At 65.6% G+C, this 17,849-nt stretch carries 13 protein-coding genes and 1 pseudogene; 11 read left to right on the top strand and 3 right to left on the bottom strand.

From position 1 onward, the window contains the following. Positions 1 to 12 precede the first annotated feature (12 nt). The 4 genes from ACQP1G_RS20630 (at position 13) to ACQP1G_RS20615 (ending at position 5,245) form a co-directional block, all read left to right on the top strand. Positions 13 to 1,935 carry a hypothetical protein gene (locus ACQP1G_RS20630; RefSeq protein ID WP_433206750.1) on the top strand — a complete coding sequence of 641 codons (1,923 nt, stop codon included), beginning with the start codon at positions 13 to 15 and terminating at the stop codon, positions 1,933 to 1,935. Between the two features lie 370 nt (positions 1,936 to 2,305). Further along, positions 2,306 to 3,247, top strand: a complete 942-nt coding sequence (locus tag ACQP1G_RS20625; RefSeq protein WP_433206747.1) for a bifunctional DNA primase/polymerase — start codon at positions 2,306 to 2,308, stop codon at positions 3,245 to 3,247. A 243-nt stretch (positions 3,248 to 3,490) separates the two neighbouring features. After that, positions 3,491 to 3,766 carry a hypothetical protein gene (locus ACQP1G_RS20620; RefSeq protein ID WP_433206744.1) on the top strand — a complete coding sequence of 92 codons (276 nt, stop codon included), beginning with the start codon at positions 3,491 to 3,493 and terminating at the stop codon, positions 3,764 to 3,766. A 924-nt stretch (positions 3,767 to 4,690) separates the two neighbouring features. Then, positions 4,691 to 5,245 (top strand): AAA family ATPase, encoded by a 555-nt coding sequence (locus ACQP1G_RS20615; RefSeq protein WP_433206742.1) that lies wholly within the window; start codon positions 4,691 to 4,693, stop codon positions 5,243 to 5,245. Positions 5,246 to 5,389: 144 nt separating this feature from the next. Here the strand turns inward: ACQP1G_RS20615 and ACQP1G_RS20610 are convergent, their stop codons facing one another. Further along, entirely contained in the window at positions 5,390 to 5,695 is a 306-nt protein-coding gene (locus ACQP1G_RS20610) for a hypothetical protein (RefSeq protein WP_433206739.1), read from the bottom strand. Positions 5,696 to 5,701: 6 nt separating this feature from the next. Here ACQP1G_RS20610 and ACQP1G_RS20605 point away from each other — a divergent pair, with 6 nt between their 5' ends. The 6 genes from ACQP1G_RS20605 (at position 5,702) to ACQP1G_RS20580 (ending at position 10,448) form a co-directional block, all read left to right on the top strand. Next, positions 5,702 to 5,938: a hypothetical protein gene (locus ACQP1G_RS20605; protein ID WP_433206737.1), complete on the top strand. Its 237-nt coding sequence runs from the start codon at positions 5,702 to 5,704 to the stop codon at positions 5,936 to 5,938. A gap of 457 nt (positions 5,939 to 6,395) precedes the next feature. Next, the gene (locus tag ACQP1G_RS20600; protein WP_433206734.1) at positions 6,396 to 6,797 is read left to right on the top strand and encodes a hypothetical protein; all 402 of its coding nucleotides are present in this window, start codon (positions 6,396 to 6,398) and stop codon (positions 6,795 to 6,797) included. 235 nt (positions 6,798 to 7,032) lie between these two features. Continuing rightward, complete coding sequence (locus ACQP1G_RS20595; protein WP_433206731.1) at positions 7,033 to 7,266, top strand: DUF4314 domain-containing protein; 234 nt, start codon at positions 7,033 to 7,035, stop codon at positions 7,264 to 7,266. Positions 7,267 to 7,404: 138 nt separating this feature from the next. After that, a complete protein-coding gene (locus tag ACQP1G_RS20590; RefSeq protein WP_433206728.1) occupies positions 7,405 to 7,938 on the top strand; it encodes a single-stranded DNA-binding protein in 534 nt (177 codons plus the stop codon). Positions 7,939 to 8,316: 378 nt separating this feature from the next. Then, positions 8,317 to 10,002, top strand: coding sequence for a hypothetical protein (locus ACQP1G_RS20585; protein ID WP_433206725.1), 1,686 nt, complete (start codon positions 8,317 to 8,319; stop codon positions 10,000 to 10,002). Positions 10,003 to 10,079: 77 nt separating this feature from the next. Then, entirely contained in the window at positions 10,080 to 10,448 is a 369-nt protein-coding gene (locus ACQP1G_RS20580; protein ID WP_433206722.1) for a hypothetical protein, read from the top strand. A 46-nt stretch (positions 10,449 to 10,494) separates the two neighbouring features. Here ACQP1G_RS20580 and ACQP1G_RS20575 read toward each other — a convergent pair whose 3' ends face one another. Then, entirely contained in the window at positions 10,495 to 11,022 is a 528-nt protein-coding gene (locus ACQP1G_RS20575) for a hypothetical protein (RefSeq protein ID WP_433206719.1), read from the bottom strand. A gap of 452 nt (positions 11,023 to 11,474) precedes the next feature. Here ACQP1G_RS20575 and mobF point away from each other — a divergent pair, with 452 nt between their 5' ends. Further along, positions 11,475 to 17,678, top strand: coding sequence for a MobF family relaxase (gene mobF, locus ACQP1G_RS20570; RefSeq protein WP_433206716.1), 6,204 nt, complete (start codon positions 11,475 to 11,477; stop codon positions 17,676 to 17,678). 21 nt (positions 17,679 to 17,699) lie between these two features. On the opposite strand, the pseudogene ACQP1G_RS20565 reads toward mobF, so the two are convergent. Further along, positions 17,700 to 17,804, bottom strand: a pseudogene (locus tag ACQP1G_RS20565) (IS982 family transposase); the annotation flags it as partial. Between the last annotated feature and the right edge of the window lie 45 nt (positions 17,805 to 17,849).

The following is a 17,849-nucleotide window of genomic DNA, read 5'->3' as shown; positions in this document are numbered from 1 at the left end:
AGGAAACACTGTATGACCACCACGGAACTCGAACCCGCCCTCGAGGATCGGATCCCCGATACTCCCGGTGATGGCAATCCGCCCAGCGCGCTGGAGGTCCTTGAGGGGCTCGAGCTGGCCTATCCGACATACTTCGCCGAACCGATGAAACTCGTGCGCGGCCCTAACCGACCCGAAAAGCCCGACGATCCCGATTTCGATGCCGATCTGGCCAAGAACGGCAATGACATACCAATCATTGTCAGTGTCATCGACGGGCGCCTCGTCGTCGAAGACGGCTGGCATCGCACACGAGCGTTGCAGCGCGCCGCAGTCAAGGCGAGCGAGTCTGGTCAGAAGGTCCGCAAGGCGTGGATCATCGCCTTGCCCGAGGACACCGAGGCCGACGAGAAGCAGCGCGTGATCGCGCGCGTGCGAATGCAATTCTCCACCGGCAAGTACCGTGTCACCCAGGACGACGCCGACCGACTCGCCGCGACCGCGGCACTGTTCGAGGTCAAGGCCACCGACAAGGAAGTGCGCGAGAACCTCGGACTGACCACCCGCGAAATCAGGGCATATCGCAAGGTCGCGAAATCGCCGACCGCGACCGCTGCGGTCATGGACCACCAGTTCGACATCTTCCACGCCGCCGAGGCCGATCGCTACGCCGACGACCCAGACGCCAGGGCGCGGCTCGTCCAGGCCGAACTCGACGGCAACTTCGACTACGTCTTCGCCGAAATGGTCGCCGAGGACGAGGCCCGCGCCGCCGATGAGGCCGCCCGCGCGGAAGCCGAAGCCACCAGGATCCGGGTAGCCGCCGGCTACGAAGCGGCGGTCACCGACCACGCCGACCGCGGCTTCCACGTCGTCGACGAAATACCGGAAGGACTCGACTGCTGGCCCCTCGAGCTGCTGCTCACAGCCGCCGGTGACCGGGCCGGTGAAGTCGACGCCGCCGCGCAGCCAGATGCGTTCGCCGTCGTCCTGACCCAGCGGATCGTGCACATCGACACCGATGAGCTCATCGCCCCCGACCGGATCGATGACTTCACCCGCACCAATCCCGACGCCGAAGCCAGCAACGGCCAAGTCCACGCCCGGCACGTGCGTGAGGAAGACAGCTTCTACCCCAGCTATTTCTGCCTCGACCCCGACGCTGCCGCACTCACCGTCGACGAGGCCAGCTTCCCCGAGTACACCGACAGCGATGCCCGCGACAACCTCAGCAGTACCGCCGCGGACCAGCCGACGGAAACCATCGAGGAACGCCATGAACGCCAGCAACGCGAAGCCGAGCGAGACCGGCAACGCGCGGCCGACGTCAACCGGGTCCGGGCGCTGAACACCAAATCCGTTGCCGCGGCCAACCGGCGGCGCAAGTTCGTCCGCGAAAACTGGTTCACCGGAAAGAAGACCATACCGGCGGGAATGGGTGAACTGATCGGGCTGGTCGTGGGCAAGTCGGCACTGCTCGAGCGCTACACCACCTCAGTACTGGCCGCCGAACTGGGCAAGCACTTGTCCGATGCACCGGTCGGCGGCGGTGTGAAGGCCCGCGACAACCACGGTCTGCTCTACGCCGCGCTGCGGGTCGTCGCCGCGATGGAAGCCGATATCCTGCCCAACCTCGAGGTCAGTGAATCCAAGGCCAAGGGTTGGCGCGGCGTCCGGGAACCGCTGTGGAAGCCCTACATCGAACTGCTCGCCACCCACGGACACAAGCGCGCACCCTTCGACTACATCCTCACCGGCGAACTCACCGCCGACCAGGTGTACAACGGCGACACCGAACCCGCCGCCCCGGAGGATCAGCCCACACCTGAGACCGATTCCACCACCGATACATCGGATCCGGTCACGACCACCGGCCCGGACCTCGGGGCCGAGGGCTCCGACCAGGACGAGGCTATCGTGCGCGACGAGGAACTTGCATCGCCGAAGGCAGCCTGAAACCCGACAGGACCGTTCGGTCCCGGCGGAACGGCTGCCTGTCGGCTGTGACCGAGTGGGCGTTCTTCCTAGCCACAACGCTGGATGTGGAATCACGCTGTACCGCTGTTTTTCCGAACATCAGCTACACAGCTACCGCAGTCAGCGATCACCGCTGTGGCACAAAAGTTTTCGGTCAGTGCACTCACGTCCCATGTCCGGCAGTCTCTGCCTCCGTGTGCGATCGCCGGTTCGGCACACCGCGCCGGCGATCGCCTTCTCGATTCGACCGCCACTGATGTCTTCACAGTCCTCTTCGAGGCCCCGGGCGAGTACCGGACCCGCATCCGACAGCGGTCGGACACATCCGGGCTCGCGCCACCCTGGCGACATGGTTGCCTCCCGCCGCAGCCGCCACAGCGCACGCCTGATGCAGGCCGCCCTGACCGCAGCCGAACACGGACACCATGTGTTCCCGCTGCGGACACTCGCGAAAACCCCTGCCTACAAGGAGCATTGGCTCCACCACGCCACCGCCGATCCCGACGAGGTCCGCCGGATCTGGCGCGAACGCCCTTACAACGTCGGCATCGCCTGCGCGCCGAGCGGCCTCTACGTCATCGACCTCGATCCATCACACGGCGAGCAGGCTCCCGCGCCATGGGCCGGACTCGCCCACGGCCGCGAAGTCCTCGTCGCGATCGCCCAGGATGCCGGACACCCGTTCCCGGGCAGCACCTACACCGTGGCCACACCTTCATCGGGATTGCACCTGTACTTCCGTGCTCCCACCACGATCCGGCTACCCAATACCTCCGGCACCGTGGGATGGCGCATCGACACCCGCGGCGACGGCGGCTATATCGTCGCCGCCGGATCTGTACTGCCCCACGGCAACTACACCGTCATCGATCCGCGCCCACCTCAACCGCTGCCTGCATGGCTGATCACCAAGCTCACACCACCGCCCCTACCTACACGGCGGCCATCGCGACCGGTCGACATCGACCGCGCGAACCGCTACGTCCAAGTCGCACTGCACGCCCAAGCCGATCGGGTCCGTGCCGCGCCACGCGGTCAACGTCACACCATCCTGCTACTGGCCGCGAATTCCCTCGGACGCATTGTCGGCGCTGACATCCTCGACGAGAACAGACAACCACTCGCCCTCGGGATCCTCGACTACAGCACCGCCTATGCCGTGCTCTACGACGCCGCCAGCACCCACATCGGCATCGACGACTTCACCGACACCGAAGCCGCTCGCACCATCACCGATGGCCTCAACCACGGCAGCGCGCACTCGCGCCAGATCACACTGCGCACACCGTGATCACTGCTCCGTAACCGACACGGCCACAACTGAACTCGTCGACTGCGCCAATCACATAGGTCGGTTCGTGCGGATCAATCGGACCAGCAAATGAAGCAACCAAACGTCATCCGACCGCGACGGTGCCCCGGCACATCGTCGTGTACGCCCCAGCCTCAGCCACCATCACCCGCCGTGCAGTAGCCCACTAATGATGCGGCCGCGCATCAACTCGGCCCACACCTCCAAATCCAAGACACCGTATTGAGCGAAACCATCACTGTCACCACCCCGGACGGTCACGTCACCATCACCGCCCGCCCCTGGAATGCCGACCAACGCCCGCACGTGATCGCTGGACTCCGCCAGATCATCGACTCCCTGTACCGCGCGTTCCCTGAACTCTGCGGATCCGACACCGTCGAGCAGGCCGCATCCGATCTTGCACTCCGCGCAGCAATCGACAAGGAAGACGTCGCCGATGTTGTGTTGCAGACCGCGCCCGACGCCGAACTCGCACAGGCGGACTGCCATCGCTAGCGGCCATCACTCTCAAGCACTCTCGGTTCTTTCCTACTCAGTGAATGTGTCCTGAACCGGTCTGGGGTTCCCGCCCCCAGCGCGCCGCCGCCGCATTGCGCACCCGACTAGTCCCTAGGTGTCTGTCGTTCGTCGACTCGGCCGTGTACGCCGCTGCACCCTCAGCAGGTATCGGCGGTCCAGGGTTCCTTGGTCCGGTGATCGTCTGCGTGTCCGGATTCGTCGACGCCGTCGATATCGCGCACGTGTCCGGCATCACCCCGGGGCATCTCTCGGCACTCCACTCCCACCGGATGACAGACCCCACCCGAGCCAATCGGGGTGGCACTCATCCGCGACGACATCATCCGCCTGGACGCCGAATAGGCCGCCCAGATCACCACCTCTACAGAAGGAGACCGACCATCATGACCTTCGCCGACATCCTCGCCCTGTTCCTGTACATGATGCTGTGGGGGTAACAGAAATAATCCGACGTCGAATCACCACCGCTGGAACGGGATTCGTAGCCACAGCCGTCGCCATTGTCGTCGCGCTCTTCGGCTTCGCCTCGGGTATCGCTGGCCTCGCCAGCATCATCACATTCCTGTCCTCCTGGATCGGCCTGGCCGCGGCCGCCGCAATATGCGCGGCCGGAGGGTTCGCCGTAATTGGGTGGATGGCCTGGCGGTGGTCTCGTGCCCGCTGAAACCCCAGACACCATCGACGAACTCGTCGATCTGTAACTCAAACGCGGCATCGCCACTGGCGAATGCCGCCCTGACGCCATCAACCCCACTGAGATCGGCACACCAGCTGGCGAGGCTGCCCATTCGGCGTTGATCGGCATGCCGATCGACTCGGACACCCGTTCCTGCGTGTCCGATCCCCGCACGCGTGCTGTTGCTCCCGCCTGCGCGCACTTCCGACCCGAGAGGTATCACGATGAACAGCGACGACGATCCCCACAGACCCACGCCGTTGGGGACAACGATCATGGTTTTGCGGGGGCTGCCCGGGTCGGGCAAGTCGACGGTGGCCGCTCACCTCGCCGCCACCACCCCCAGAACAGTGGTCGTCTGTCGGGACACGATCCGGTTGCTCTACTTCCATCGCGACGGCATGCTCGATATCGAGGACGAGAACACCGTCACCGAACTGGAAACACGGCAGGCGCTCGACCACCTCGCCGCCGGGTTCAACGTCGTCATCGACTCCACCAACCTGCCCCCCGCATATGTGCACCGATGGCAGCAACTGGCCGCGACCCTCGCGATCGCGTGTGTGCTGGTCGACGTGCACGCACCACTCGAGACCTGCCTTGCCAGGGTCGCTGGCCGCCAGCAGACAGGAGGACGCGGCGTTCCTGCTCAGGTCATCCGCGACCTGCACCGACGGCATCCGCCCGAGACCTGGTGCCCACCGGCTGATCACAGCGTTGGTGAACGCCCCATGCCCGCCCCTGAACACCCGAAGCGCCGACGGAAGAACCGTCGGTAACCCGGCGACACCGCGCAAGTGCCACTCCGGCCAACGCGGATCTGTGTCGCTGCCGACACCGCGCTCGACCAACCTGAGCCGAATGTTGCCGTCGGTACAAGCTATCTCGGCCGATACTCACCTGCATTCGTCATGTGTTGCAACTCAGGCGGACGACCACTGTTGTGGTGTAACAAAACCCGTCACGGTCGGGATGGTTTCGCCTGAATCCGTCGCGTCCGTCGGCTCGCCTTGCCAGGGTTCGGGCGATTCGGTGTCGATGTTAGGCGGCTGCTCGCCGACACGGCTATCGACTGGATCCTGTTCGGGATCGCGAGCCGCGAACTCGGTGCCGGTGTCGGCGGTTCGGAGCAGATCCCGGACCTGTTTCGGCGATATCTGTATGATCTCGGCGACTTCACTGATGCTGCATTGCTCGGCGCGGATCGCGGCCGCGGCGTGTGCCTGCATTCGCTGGTGCTCGCCGATTTTCTCCTCTGCGCGTGTGCGGGCAGCCTGCACGCGGCGATCGGCCGCAGCGATCACCTCCGCGAGATCACCGTCGGCTGCCTCGATCGCGACAGCCGCGTCGATATAGGTCCGCTCAGCGGCGTCGATGCGGCTCAGGCGTTCTCGCGCGCGAGCATGACGTTGCTGACGCGCCAGCCGCTGCTGTTCGCGTCGCGCCGCCGCCGTCGATGGCTGTTGCGATGATCGAGCGCGCCGGGTGTTCGGTTCCTCCACGAGTACTCCTGACCGACTGATCCGATGATCACGCCAGTCCCCTGCCGATCAGCTTACGCCGCAGCACGAGCGTTCTCGCTCACCGCTATCGCGAACCGCTACAGTGGATTCCGCGCTATGTGTGCGGCACATGTTCCTGTCTTGGGCACAGCGCGTGTCCACAGGCCCGGCATGGCACTGCGGCAACCGGCGGGGAGTGTGTGCGAATTCGTGCGCACTCGCCACCGCGCCACCGCGTCCACCTTGGGCGAGCGACTCCCATCCCGACCCTGTCGACCACGACCGGCACTCTCTCTGCTCGTGTCCAACGAGCACATCCCGCGACCTCGCACTGTGTGCAATCCCTGTGTGATGACGCCGATCCTGGCACTAGGCGCCTGCATGAGCGGGGCGTGCCTCGTTCCGGTGATCGCTGGAAGGATTCCGAATGCCTGCCCTGTCCGTGCGTGCCTTGCCGGTGCGCGACCGTGTCAACCTGACTGACGTCGATCTCGCCGAACGTGAGCTCGGGTTGACCATCATCTGCCCCTACCCGCGCTGCCATGCACCTGTCCAGAGCCCCTGTGTACGCACCGATGTCACCGGCCGCCGCTGCGTGCTGCGGTTGCTGCATATGTGCCGCATCAACACCGCCAAACGCGAAAACACCATTGTTGCTGTCGAACCTCCGAAGGTCCGGTCACCGCGCCGCCGACGACGCTCACGTACCACGATCACGACACCCACGCTGGGACGAACAGCCCGCCAGCGCCCCGCGACACCCGACCGGCATCGCCGCCGCGCCGTGACCAGCCACGTGCACAGCCCTCGAAACCACCGCAGACGCTGACCACCCACGACACCTGGCCGACATTCCCCCAAGCGCCGCGATGACTGAGCCGGATGAATGACCAGCTCCACCGAGCTCGAACTCACCACCGCCACAGCGCATCCTGGCTGCCCGGTTCAACCCACACCGCAGCATGCGCGGCCCCGACGCACCCTCTCGCCGCACGGACGGCACCGCCCCACGCCCCGATATGCCCTACCGCGCAGGGCACCTCCCAACCCGCAAGGAAGATCCGATGAACCTCGAACCTGGTGACCGCGTCCGGATCACCGGCATCATGCCCAACGACCCGGACCCGCTCGCGGTCGGTGCCACCGGCACCGTGACCAAAGTGCGGGACTCGCAGATCGACGTCGACTGGGACAACGGGCGTCGACTGATCCTGCTTGATGACGATCCATTCGCAATCCTTACCGACACCGGCGGCGAGGACATCGAGCCCGCCGGGTCCAGTGAGCAGGGATCGTGATCGACAACGGCTGTGGCACATCGACGCTCACCGTCGAGGACATCGGTCCCTTCCAGATTCCATATCGAGTCATTGCCCCGTGGTCGACGCCTCAAACATGCACGAATACAATGCAACTCATCCTCGAAGGAGCCCACCATGGCTGGTGACACAGTCATCACCGTCATCGGGAATTTGACCTCTGACCCCGAGCTTCGATTCACACCCGCGGGCGTAGCGGTGGCGAATTTCACCGTAGCCTCCACTCCCCGCGTATTCGACCGCAACGCCAACGAGTGGAAAGACGGCGATGCGTTGTTTCTGCGCTGCAACATCTGGCGTGAGGCCGCGGAGAATGTCGCCGAAAGCCTCACCCGTGGTGCGCGAGTGATCGTTAGTGGGCGTCTCAAGCAACGCAGCTACCAAACCCGTGAAGGCGAGAAACGCACCGTCATAGAACTCGACATCGACGAAGTCGGACCCTCGTTGCGGTATGCCACGGCGAAGATCACCAAGACCCGACGCGGCTCCACCGTATCAGACGGTTTCGGCGGCACGGACAACGCCAGCGGCGGCGGCTTCGGCAACCAACCTGCCACGACAGACGGTTGGGCCACCGCCACCGCCTCTGGGGACGATCCGTGGGCCAGCCAGACCGCCGCGGCCGCTCTCGTCGGCGAACCGAATTTCTGATCTCGCCCGAATCCCCTGTGGCGGCTGCGGTTCCAGCGTAGTCGCCAAGGATTGGTGAGTGGCCGGGCCCGGGGTGTTCGTCTGGTCGGTCGCCCCGCCTGCCCGAGGGCTACCAGCTCGCACGGCGCCACGCGTCCGGGCCCGCGCCGGGGCGGACACGAATTTCCAGGGCGCGACGACCCCACCATATGCACGGTGTGTATGTGAGCGCGGGAAATTCGTCTCCGCCCTGATCGGCGCGTTCCCTCCCGAGTGTCGCCGTGCGAGCTGGCTTCACGCCCTCAGGCGGGTCGCCCGACCAGCCGCCCACCCCTCGTTTCGCAAGATGCCGCTTCGAGCGTGGGGTGCTTCCGCATATCACGAGACAGGAACACTCTGTTGCGTACGTCCTTCCTCGATTCCGTTGCATTGATCGACTACCAGCTCGGCCGCAATCGCGTCCAGGGCCGACGCGCTGCGGTGACCGCGCTGCGCTGCGCTATACCCGAAGACCTCGCCGTCGCCGAGTTCATGGCCACCGTCTTCACCGAACACCGCTACGATCACGCCCTGATCCGGCTCCGCAGCGCCTGGAAGCGAAGCTCCCCACAGTTCCGTGAACACCTCGACGCCCTCATGCCGTTCGGCGACCCGCATCTGTATCGCACCATAGTCCGAACCGAGGGCGCGCCCGGAACCGATGCCGACGAAGCCGACTCCACCGAGACAGACGCCGACGCACCGTCGCCGTGGAACCCGCAGCAGCTCGTGCCCGCCATCACCGACGAACGCCAACGCGCGCGCTTCAACACGGTGTTGGCGAAGATGGTCGACTTGTTAAGCGCACACCCCTACCCGAAGGCGCTCGACAAGATCGCCGACCTCCGCAAGCTGTGCCATCCGGACGACCGCGCATACCTCGACGCGTGCCTGCCCAGCGCTGATCCGCACCTGTACGAGGCTGTCGATCGCGACAACGACCTCGACATCCACTCTCGCGGGATCGACGCCACCGAATGGCGACCCGACCGCAGTCGTGAGCAGTTCCGACCGACTCGGATGCGGACCAGCGCGCCGGTCACCGCCCGAGTTGAAGCCGACCGCAACGATCCCGAGAAGTACCGCGAGCGTCGCCGCAAGGCCGAAGCGCTCCGCCGCGAGCGCGGCAAGATCGGCGAGCCCGCGATCGTCACCGACTACTTCACCAACCGCCTCTTCGAGGACAACGAAGCAGCCGCAGCCTATGACTATCTCGCGCTTCGGGCACGGATCTACCACAACCAGCCGCAGCCACCCGAGCAGGAGCGGCCTCGTCGACGCACCGCTGTCGTCGACGCCGAGGAGGCCCGCGCGAAATGGGATCAGTTCTATGTCGGCTTCGTCGGTGAACAGCTCGACCTGACCACGATCGTCGGTGGTGACCGCCCGATCTCGGAGGAACAGACCCATAGGCACGCCCAGAAGCGCACCAAGATCTGGGTCGCGGCCGACGATCGTGCCCCGTTCCAGAAGAACGGCAACGATCTCGACTACGACCAGCCTTCGACTCCGGCGCTGGCGGGCTGGCCCTGTGTGTCGTGCTTCATCGAACGGCCCGGGACCTGGAACCGCGCCGCGATGCATCGCATCGACGGCCAGTGGCGCAGCGACGACGGGCTGTGCCCGACCTGCCGCGCCGACGGACGCCACGGAATGCGGCCACTGCCGCAGGGATTCACCAACCGCGACCTGGTTATCGCGCGCTGCGCATACTTCACCGAGCACTATCCGCGCAGTGCTGATCACATTCTCGATCGCGTGATCTGCGCGCAGCCGCACCATCCCGCAGTGCCGATCATCCGTGACTGCATGAGCCCGGTCTATGGGCAACTCACCACTGGCACGGTCGATCTCGACGCCACCGCAGCCCCGAAGCCAAAGCGCACCCGCCAGCGCGGCCCTGCGCTCGGACGTGGTCAGCGCCAGGGCCGCTGCATCGGATGCTTCGAGGTCAAACCCGTTTACGACGATGACCACTGCACCACCTGCCGGGTCTACCTGGGGATCGTCGAGGTTCCCGACCGTCGGCAGACCGTAGCCGCCTGAGCACTTTCCACCGCTGACAGGGGCGGGGCGTCCAACAGTGACGCCCCGCCCCTCCTTCATCCGATTCAGGAGTTACCGTGCCCGGCACTCTCGCCCTCGCCGAATCCGCACACCCCGAACCCGGTGTGCGCATCCGAATCCTGCTCAACGCCCGCAGCTTCGGAGACACCCGCCACGCCCCGGTCATCGACTACATCCAGGCCTACGAGTATCGCGATCTGAGCCAAACCGCCAACGCAGACGACGCTCTGATCCTCGAACGCCAATTCGAGATGTTCAACGACCAGATCGAATCGGTGCACGCCGATACCTATTACGCCGCGGGCAACCGGTCGCTGTCAGTCGATGACGTCGTCGCGATCGAGGAGCGCTTCTATCGGTGCGACGGCTCCGGTTGGACTCTTCTCGCCGCCACGCCGAGCCTCGAATTGAGCACCACCAACTAACAACCACATCCAGAGGCCACGGATATCGATACTGGTGAGGCTTTGGTCACCCGGCCGATAGATGGCTGTCGGTGTCCACATCGCTCAGGGCGGTGCGTCGCGCGTTCTCACACGTGTCACCGCCCCCCTGGGGAAGTTCGAGCCGAGTTATTGCGACACGCCCCAGTGCCGGACTCGTCTGGTCAAGATGGCGTGCCTCGGCGATCATCTGCCGCGTCTGTTGTTTGGAGATATCCAGGATTTCGGCCACCTCATCGACGGTGCAGCCTTCATCGCGGATCGCGGCCGCCGCGCGAGATTGCTGGTGACGATACTGCTCGACCAAACTTGCGCTACGGGCAGTGGCCTCCACGATGCACTGCTCAAACCCTCTGATCTCCGTTGCTAGCTCCCTCGTGGCTGCCTCGATAGCCTCCACAGCGTCGACGTACAGCTTTTCGGCAGCATCAACGCGTAGTTGCCGTTCCCGCGCGGCTATCCGCCGGTCCAAACGGCGATCACGTCTCTTCTCGAGTTCCTGTGCTACCACCACAGGACGCCGACGTCCTCCACGTCGCGCCGCCTTGCCATCCATCGCTGCTCCTGACTGACCAGATCTGCGGGCCTCGCCAGTCCCCTGCACCACAGGGTACGGACCCGAGCAGTTCTATTCGGGTTCTCACCGCGAACGTCACCCCGGCATGGCTCCACCACCGTTGCCGCTGGGCGGACGCCGCTCCGCCCAGCGGAAAAATTCGCGGCAGGCTCCACATCCGCCCGCATTCACAGCGTCTGCGAACGGGCCGACCGGTATTCGCCACCTCCTGCCATTCAATCTTGTTCCTTTGTCACTCACCTAACGCGCATAACAACACACAATTTCTCCTTTGCCCACCTTCCCCCTCTTCTTTTCCCAACATTCCGCCGGTCAGACCTCTTGCATCCAGGCAGCACTTTTCAATAACGGCCTCTTCATGCTTTCTGCATTAATGCTCTCTGCATTAATGCATCCCCTGGCACTCGAGGCAACTCGCGGCCTGTCATGGAATGGTGACCGCGACCCTTCATAAGATCACCGCGGGCGACGGATACGAGTATTACACCCGCCATGTCGCGGCTCACGACGGTTCCCGGGGCCGGGAACCGTTGTCGGACTACTACTCCGCCCATGGTGAATCACCTGGACGATGGCTCGGAACGGGCCTTCATGGGTTGACAGTGTTCTACCGCGACCGGCGTCTGAAGTGTTCGCGTGTCAAGGCCGGAGACATCGTCACCGAAACGCAGATGAAGGCGCTCTTCGGTGAGGGGCGCCACCCGCAGGCCGATGCGATCGAAGACACAATCGTCGCCCACGAACTCGGTCGCGGGGCGAAACGCAAAGACGCCAAACGCGCCACGACGCAGGCGTCACGGTTGGGGTCGCCTTTCCGTATCTACAGTGGCGCCACCGAGTTTCGGCGGCGGTGCGCACTGGCATACAGCGATTACAACATCGGGCTCGGGCTCGATGAGTACGCGGCGATCCCCGATGAGGAGCGGGCGCGCCTGCGCACCGCGGTCGCTCGCACGATGTTCTCCGAGCAGATCGGGCGCCCGCCGCTCGATGTTCGCGAGCTATCCGGGTGGGTTGCTCGCGCCTCCCGCCAGCGCACCACCGCCGTCGCCGGATTCGACTGGACGTTCTCGCCGGTGAAATCGGTCTCGACGTTATGGGCCCTCGCACCACGACATATTTCGGAAAAGATCGAAGCGGCCCACCACGCGGCGGTGCAGGACGCGATCGCCTACCTCGAAGCCAACGCCGCCAACACCCGTCTCGGCCGCAACGGGGTGCGCCAGGTCGACGTCGACGGGCTGATCGCAGCGACATTCGACCATCGCGACTCCCGCAGTGGGAAGAACCAAGGCCAAGGCGATCCAGATCTGCACACCCATGTTGTGGTGGCCAACCGCGTTCGCACCCGCGACGGTGGCCTGTGGCGAACGTTGGACGGGACGATGTTCTACCGGGCGGCGGTGTGTGCCAGCGAGATCTACAACACCAGGCTCGAGATGCATCTCGAGACGATGCTGGGTCTGCACTTCGCCGAGCGCTCGGGCACCGATCCCGCCAAACGCCCGATCCGCGAAATCATCGGCATCGATCCAAGACTCAACGAATTCTGGTCCAGTCGCGACGCGGCAATCACGGCCCGCCTGGGCGAACTGACGATCCAGTTTCAACAGGAACTCGGTCGCGAACCCACCGCGGAGGAAATGTATCGGCTGATGCAGAAGGCGACGCTGGACACCCGCGGTGCCAAACATCCTCTGCGATCGCTGGCCGAACAGCGCGCGATCTGGCGCCAGCAAGCAATAGCGGTACTCGGCGGGCACACCCAGTTGGCGGCGATGCTGTCAACCGCCTTGCGGCAGCGCAGCGTTCACCGCGCTGTCGTCGATGACACGTGGATCGCGCGGTGCGCAGACCGGGTGATCGCCACAGTGTCGGCCGAGCGGTCGATCTGGCGGCGCACCCATGTGCGCAGCGAGGTCGAGCGCCTGGTCCGCGGGAAAATCCACCCCCACCAGTGGGCACAGGTGACCCGCGCGGTCACCGACGCTGCCCTGGCACCCAGTCGATCCCTGGCTCGGGGTGACCCCGACATTCGCGCCGAACCCGGATTGCGTTCGGCCCCCACGATATTCCGCCGCGCGGACGGCACGTCGGTCTACAACGCAGCCGATTCCCAGCTCTACACCTCGCCGAAAGTCCTCGACATCGAGGCACGGCTGATCGAGATGGCCCGTGAAACCGGCGCTCGCACAGTACCGATAGCGGTTGTCAAGGCGGCAGCCGATGCCTACAACCGGGACCCCGACAACCGCGACAAGCAGCTCAACGAAGGCCAGATCGCCACGATCGCCAGCTTCGCCACCTCCGGTGCGCGGATCCAGATCTGCAACGCCCCCGCCGGCACCGGCAAGACCAGCACCATGAAAGTCCTCGTCCGCGCGTGGATAGCTACCGGCGGAACCGTGCTGGGACTGGCACCGACCGCGCGGTCGGTGCGTGTGCTCGGCGACGACATCGAAACCCGTGTCGCGACCGTAGACAAACTGCTCGATGTCCTAGCCAAACACACCCCCACCCGGCAGCGGCTGCTGCAGGACACCGGAACGCTTCCGCCGTCATTGCCACAGTGGGTGCTCGATATCGACGCCGACACCTTGGTCGTGGTCGACGAGCACATCCAGATCTCCGACGCCGACCGGCTGCGGATGCTGATCTTCCTGCGCTCGCGGGGCGCGACGGTACGGATGATCGGCGATGACCAGCAGCTCTCGGCCATCGAGTCCGGTGGCGCGGTCATGGACATGATCGACGCGGCCGGGGACCTGACCCAAACACTGACCCACGTCGTGCGGTTCGCTGATCTCGCTGAAGGGTCGGCGAGTCTGCGTGTGCGCGAGGGTGATCCAGCTGGTTTGGGCTTTTACCTCGACCGCGGCCGAGTCCATGTCGGCAGCCCCGCCGCTGTGGTCGAGGGGACCTTCGCTGGATGGTTGGCCGACTACACCGCCGGCCGCGACACCATCATGCTCGCCCCGACCCACGCGATCGTCACCGAACTCAACCAGCTCGCCCGCGAGAACCGCCTGACCAGAGCCGGCGGTGTGCGCGGTCTGGAGGTCGACCTCGCCGACGAGCAGCGCGCATCGGTAGGCGACACGATCCGCACCGGTCTCAACAATCCCCGCATCCGCCTCGGCGCCGACGACTACGTGCGCAACGGATATCAGTGGGTGGTCACCGCTGTGCACGCCGACGGCTCGATCACCGCCGCGCGCCTGATGCGAGGCCGCCAGTTGGGCGGACGCGTCAGATTACCGGGCGACTACGTCGCCGCCCATGTTCGGTTGGGGTGGGCGGCCACCATCAACGCGGTGCAGGGGATCACCGTAGGGACCTGTCATACCGCATTGACCGGCCATGAGTCTCGTGAGCAGCTCTATGTCGCGCTGACCCGTGGTTGGTTGGCCAACCACGTATACGTGACAACCGCGATCGACGGCTCCGAGCAATCCTTCTGGACCGAGCTCGCCCTGCTGCCCCGCACCGCGGTCGATGTCCTGATCCGCATCCTCAGCCGCATCGGCGGGCAACGCTCGGCCCACACAGAGCTCGGCAATGCTCTCGATCCCTGGCTGCGGCTCGCACACGCCGCCGACATCTTCCTCGACGCGCTCGGTTTGGCCACCGAACACACCCTCGGCGAAGAAGCGATGACCCAACTCGACGCCGATGTCGAACAGATTTTGCCGTCACTGACCAGCAATCCCGGCTACCCGGTGCTGCGCCAGAACCTGGCGACGCTCGCCTTGCGCGGACGCGACCCCATCGCGGCGCTGTCCACCGCGATCGGTGCCCGTGAACTCGACACCGCCGACAACATCGCCGCGGTCCTGGACTGGCGCCTCGATGTTTCCGGGTCGCATTCAGCGACCCCGGGCCCGCTGCCATGGCTACCCGGCATCCCCACCGGCATCGACACCGATTCCGGCTTCGGTGAATTCCTTTCCGCGCGAGCGCGAATCATCACCGAACTGGCCGCCGCCATCATCAACCAAGCGCGCGAGTTCACCCCGTCGACCGCTCCGGTGTGGGCGCGGCCACTGGTCGGAACCGACCCCGGGCTCCTGGCCGAGATCGCGGTGTGGCGAGCGGCGTGCCAGGTCGACACCCAGGACCTGCGTCCGTGTGGGCCGTCACGATTCACCGCCGCCGAACGCCGCTATCACCAACACCTCGCCGCGCGGGTGACCGAGGCCATCGGTGATGTCAACCTCGCGGTCAACACGTGGGCGCCGCTGGCCAAACGCATCGACGTCCGCATCACCCAGGATGCGTTCTGGCCCGTTCTGGCCGACCGTCTCGAGACCGCCGACCGGGCCGGCATCGATGTCGAGACCATGCTCACCACAGCCGCCGCGCTGCGTCCACTGCCCGACGAGCTTCCCGCCGCGGCGTTGTGGTCTCGGCTACCGCTGGACCCCAGCGCACTGGACTCCACCGCCGCAGGCGCAGCCTCGGCGCGGCTCGCACCGCAGTGGGCACCGGTGCTGCGAGCGGTACTCGGAGACGAAGCCGCCGAACGGGTCATGGCCGACCCCGCCTGGACCAAAGTCGTCGCCGCGATCGAACGCGCCGACCCAACGCAGTGGACACCCAGCGAACTCCTCGAACTCGCCAGCGAACTGCTGCTCGGCGGCCGCACCGACCGCAGCGACCTGCTACGGCCCGACCAGTTCGCCATCGCGCTGGCGTGGCGCATCGACGCGATCATCCACAACGTCCCGACCTATCCGGACCCCCCACCGCCCGACGAACCCCCTGACCTCGACGACACCGGCCACCCCGACGATGTGCCCCCAGCACCAGGTGACCTTGCCACCGATCTACCCCCCGACGTGGAGCACAGTATGACCGAGGACGCCCACACCATCCCCGATCACAATCCACCCACCACCGGACCAGAGCCCGAACCTGCGCCAGCTCACTCCGCTGCGCCAGATAACTACACCCCAGCACCGGACAGCGCTGACCTCTCCGGTGCCGAACATTTATCCGACGACATCGTTGTCGTGACCGGTTTGTTCCGATCGGGCGGCATCGGCTTCTCCCAAGCGATCGCCAGGCTGACCAACCAGGCCAGCGACGAACAACTCCGCATGATGGGCAGGGTGGAAGCAACACTTCGCGCCTACGCCTTCCCGATAGCCCGAGCAAAACTGGAATGGGCGGCCCAGCAGCATCCCGAACACGCCGAACTCATCCGCGCCTGCATTCCCGACACCGATCCCGGCGTGTACCGCCCACCGGCCTACCGTCGTGATGACCACGCGCCACGTGACAGCCGCCGCTGGGTCGATCCTCGACGTCGTCGGCCTCCACAACCGGGCCGCAACGATCGACTCGACGAACACGACCAATACCTCGACCAACGGCCACATCAGTACCTGATCGACGCCGCCGCCGAACACGAGGAATACGTCGATGCCGCAGCCGAACCCACCGCAGATCCCCGGTCCCGGTATTCCACGGTGTCTGCCGAATACCGTGACTACGACGCGCCCGTTCGCGGCCCATGGGATCTGCCGTGTGTCGGGTGCGGATTGGAGCGGCCCACCATCGACCGCCCCGCGATCGATCAGCACACTCGGGGCAGCGAGTGCGACGACGGATTGTGCTCAGACTGCCGTACGGAAGGGCTACCCGGCATCCCCGTCCACGATCCCGCCCGCTACCTACGAGCCCGGTGCGCGTTCGTCGCCGACACACGATCTGCTGCCGATGCGATCGCGTTTCTGCGCCGGGACTACCGCCGCATGCGCAGCCGCGCCGGACGCCGCATCATCGCCGACTTGATCACCGACCACGGCCTCGACATCGCTGCGGCCGCCCCGGATGCCCCGAAGGCGCTCACCGACAGCGAACTCGCCCAGCGGATCGGTGATGTACACCAACAGATAGCGCTCGCTGACTCCTTGGATGCGGCGTTGCACGGCCCTGCCGCACACAACGCCGTTCCCGATGACCGCGGCAGCGACACCGCCGCCGCAGATGCCGTCACGAAGGCCCTCGCTGCAGTCGCCGCCGTGGACGACCTCAACAATGAAATCCAAGCGATCGGTCGACAGGCCGCACGCAGGCGCGCTGAGGTGGCCGGCGCCCGGATGGCGCTGGACTCGCTCACCATGCGCACAGAGGAGTTGACCCGAGAACCCAACTCCGCGCCGCGCGTCCTGGAACAGCTCGAGGCCCTCACCCGCCAGACCGCCAGTGCCCGCGCGGATCTGGCCGCCGCAAATGCAGCCCTCGCCGCCGCCGATGCCCGCAAGCGAGAACTGATCACCGACCGAGACCTCGCGCGCCGAGCCGCACAGGACGCGCACCACAATGCGGAGATGCTCGCCGGACCACCGGCGGGATGGGACCTGGTCCTTACCGGTGCGCATCGCACCGACATCCGCAGCAGCCCAACACAGTCTGTCCCCAGCAACCCGAAGGCAGCATCGCAATCCGACACGACACACGCCCGCCGCGAACTGGGCGCATTGCAAGCAGAACAGCGGCGCCGAGAACAGCTGACCCCGCAGCAGCGCGCGATCGAAGACCCCCACCGCCAGGCCCTGGCCCCATCCGCGACCGCACCCGATCCCGTCGAACGCGCAGCAGAGGCACCCGGCCAGGACCTCGGTCTTTAGATGAGTAAGTCCGAAGCACGGTCAGTTGCCGCAGGCGATCGGTGGCCGGATGACGGGTGCGCCGATGGTGTGGTTGTGCCAGATCGCAGCGGCTAGCGCGAGGAAGTGCTGGGCGACGCGGATAGCGAAAGAGAGAACACCTTTGGTTGTGGGTGCGCCTGGCCGCCTGCT

This window comes from Nocardia sp. CA-107356 (genome assembly GCF_050946365.1).
In the GTDB taxonomy this organism is placed as follows: domain Bacteria; phylum Actinomycetota; class Actinomycetes; order Mycobacteriales; family Mycobacteriaceae; genus Nocardia.
Note: the sequence above shows the minus strand (reverse complement) of the source record. Positions and strands in the feature narration are given on the sequence as shown.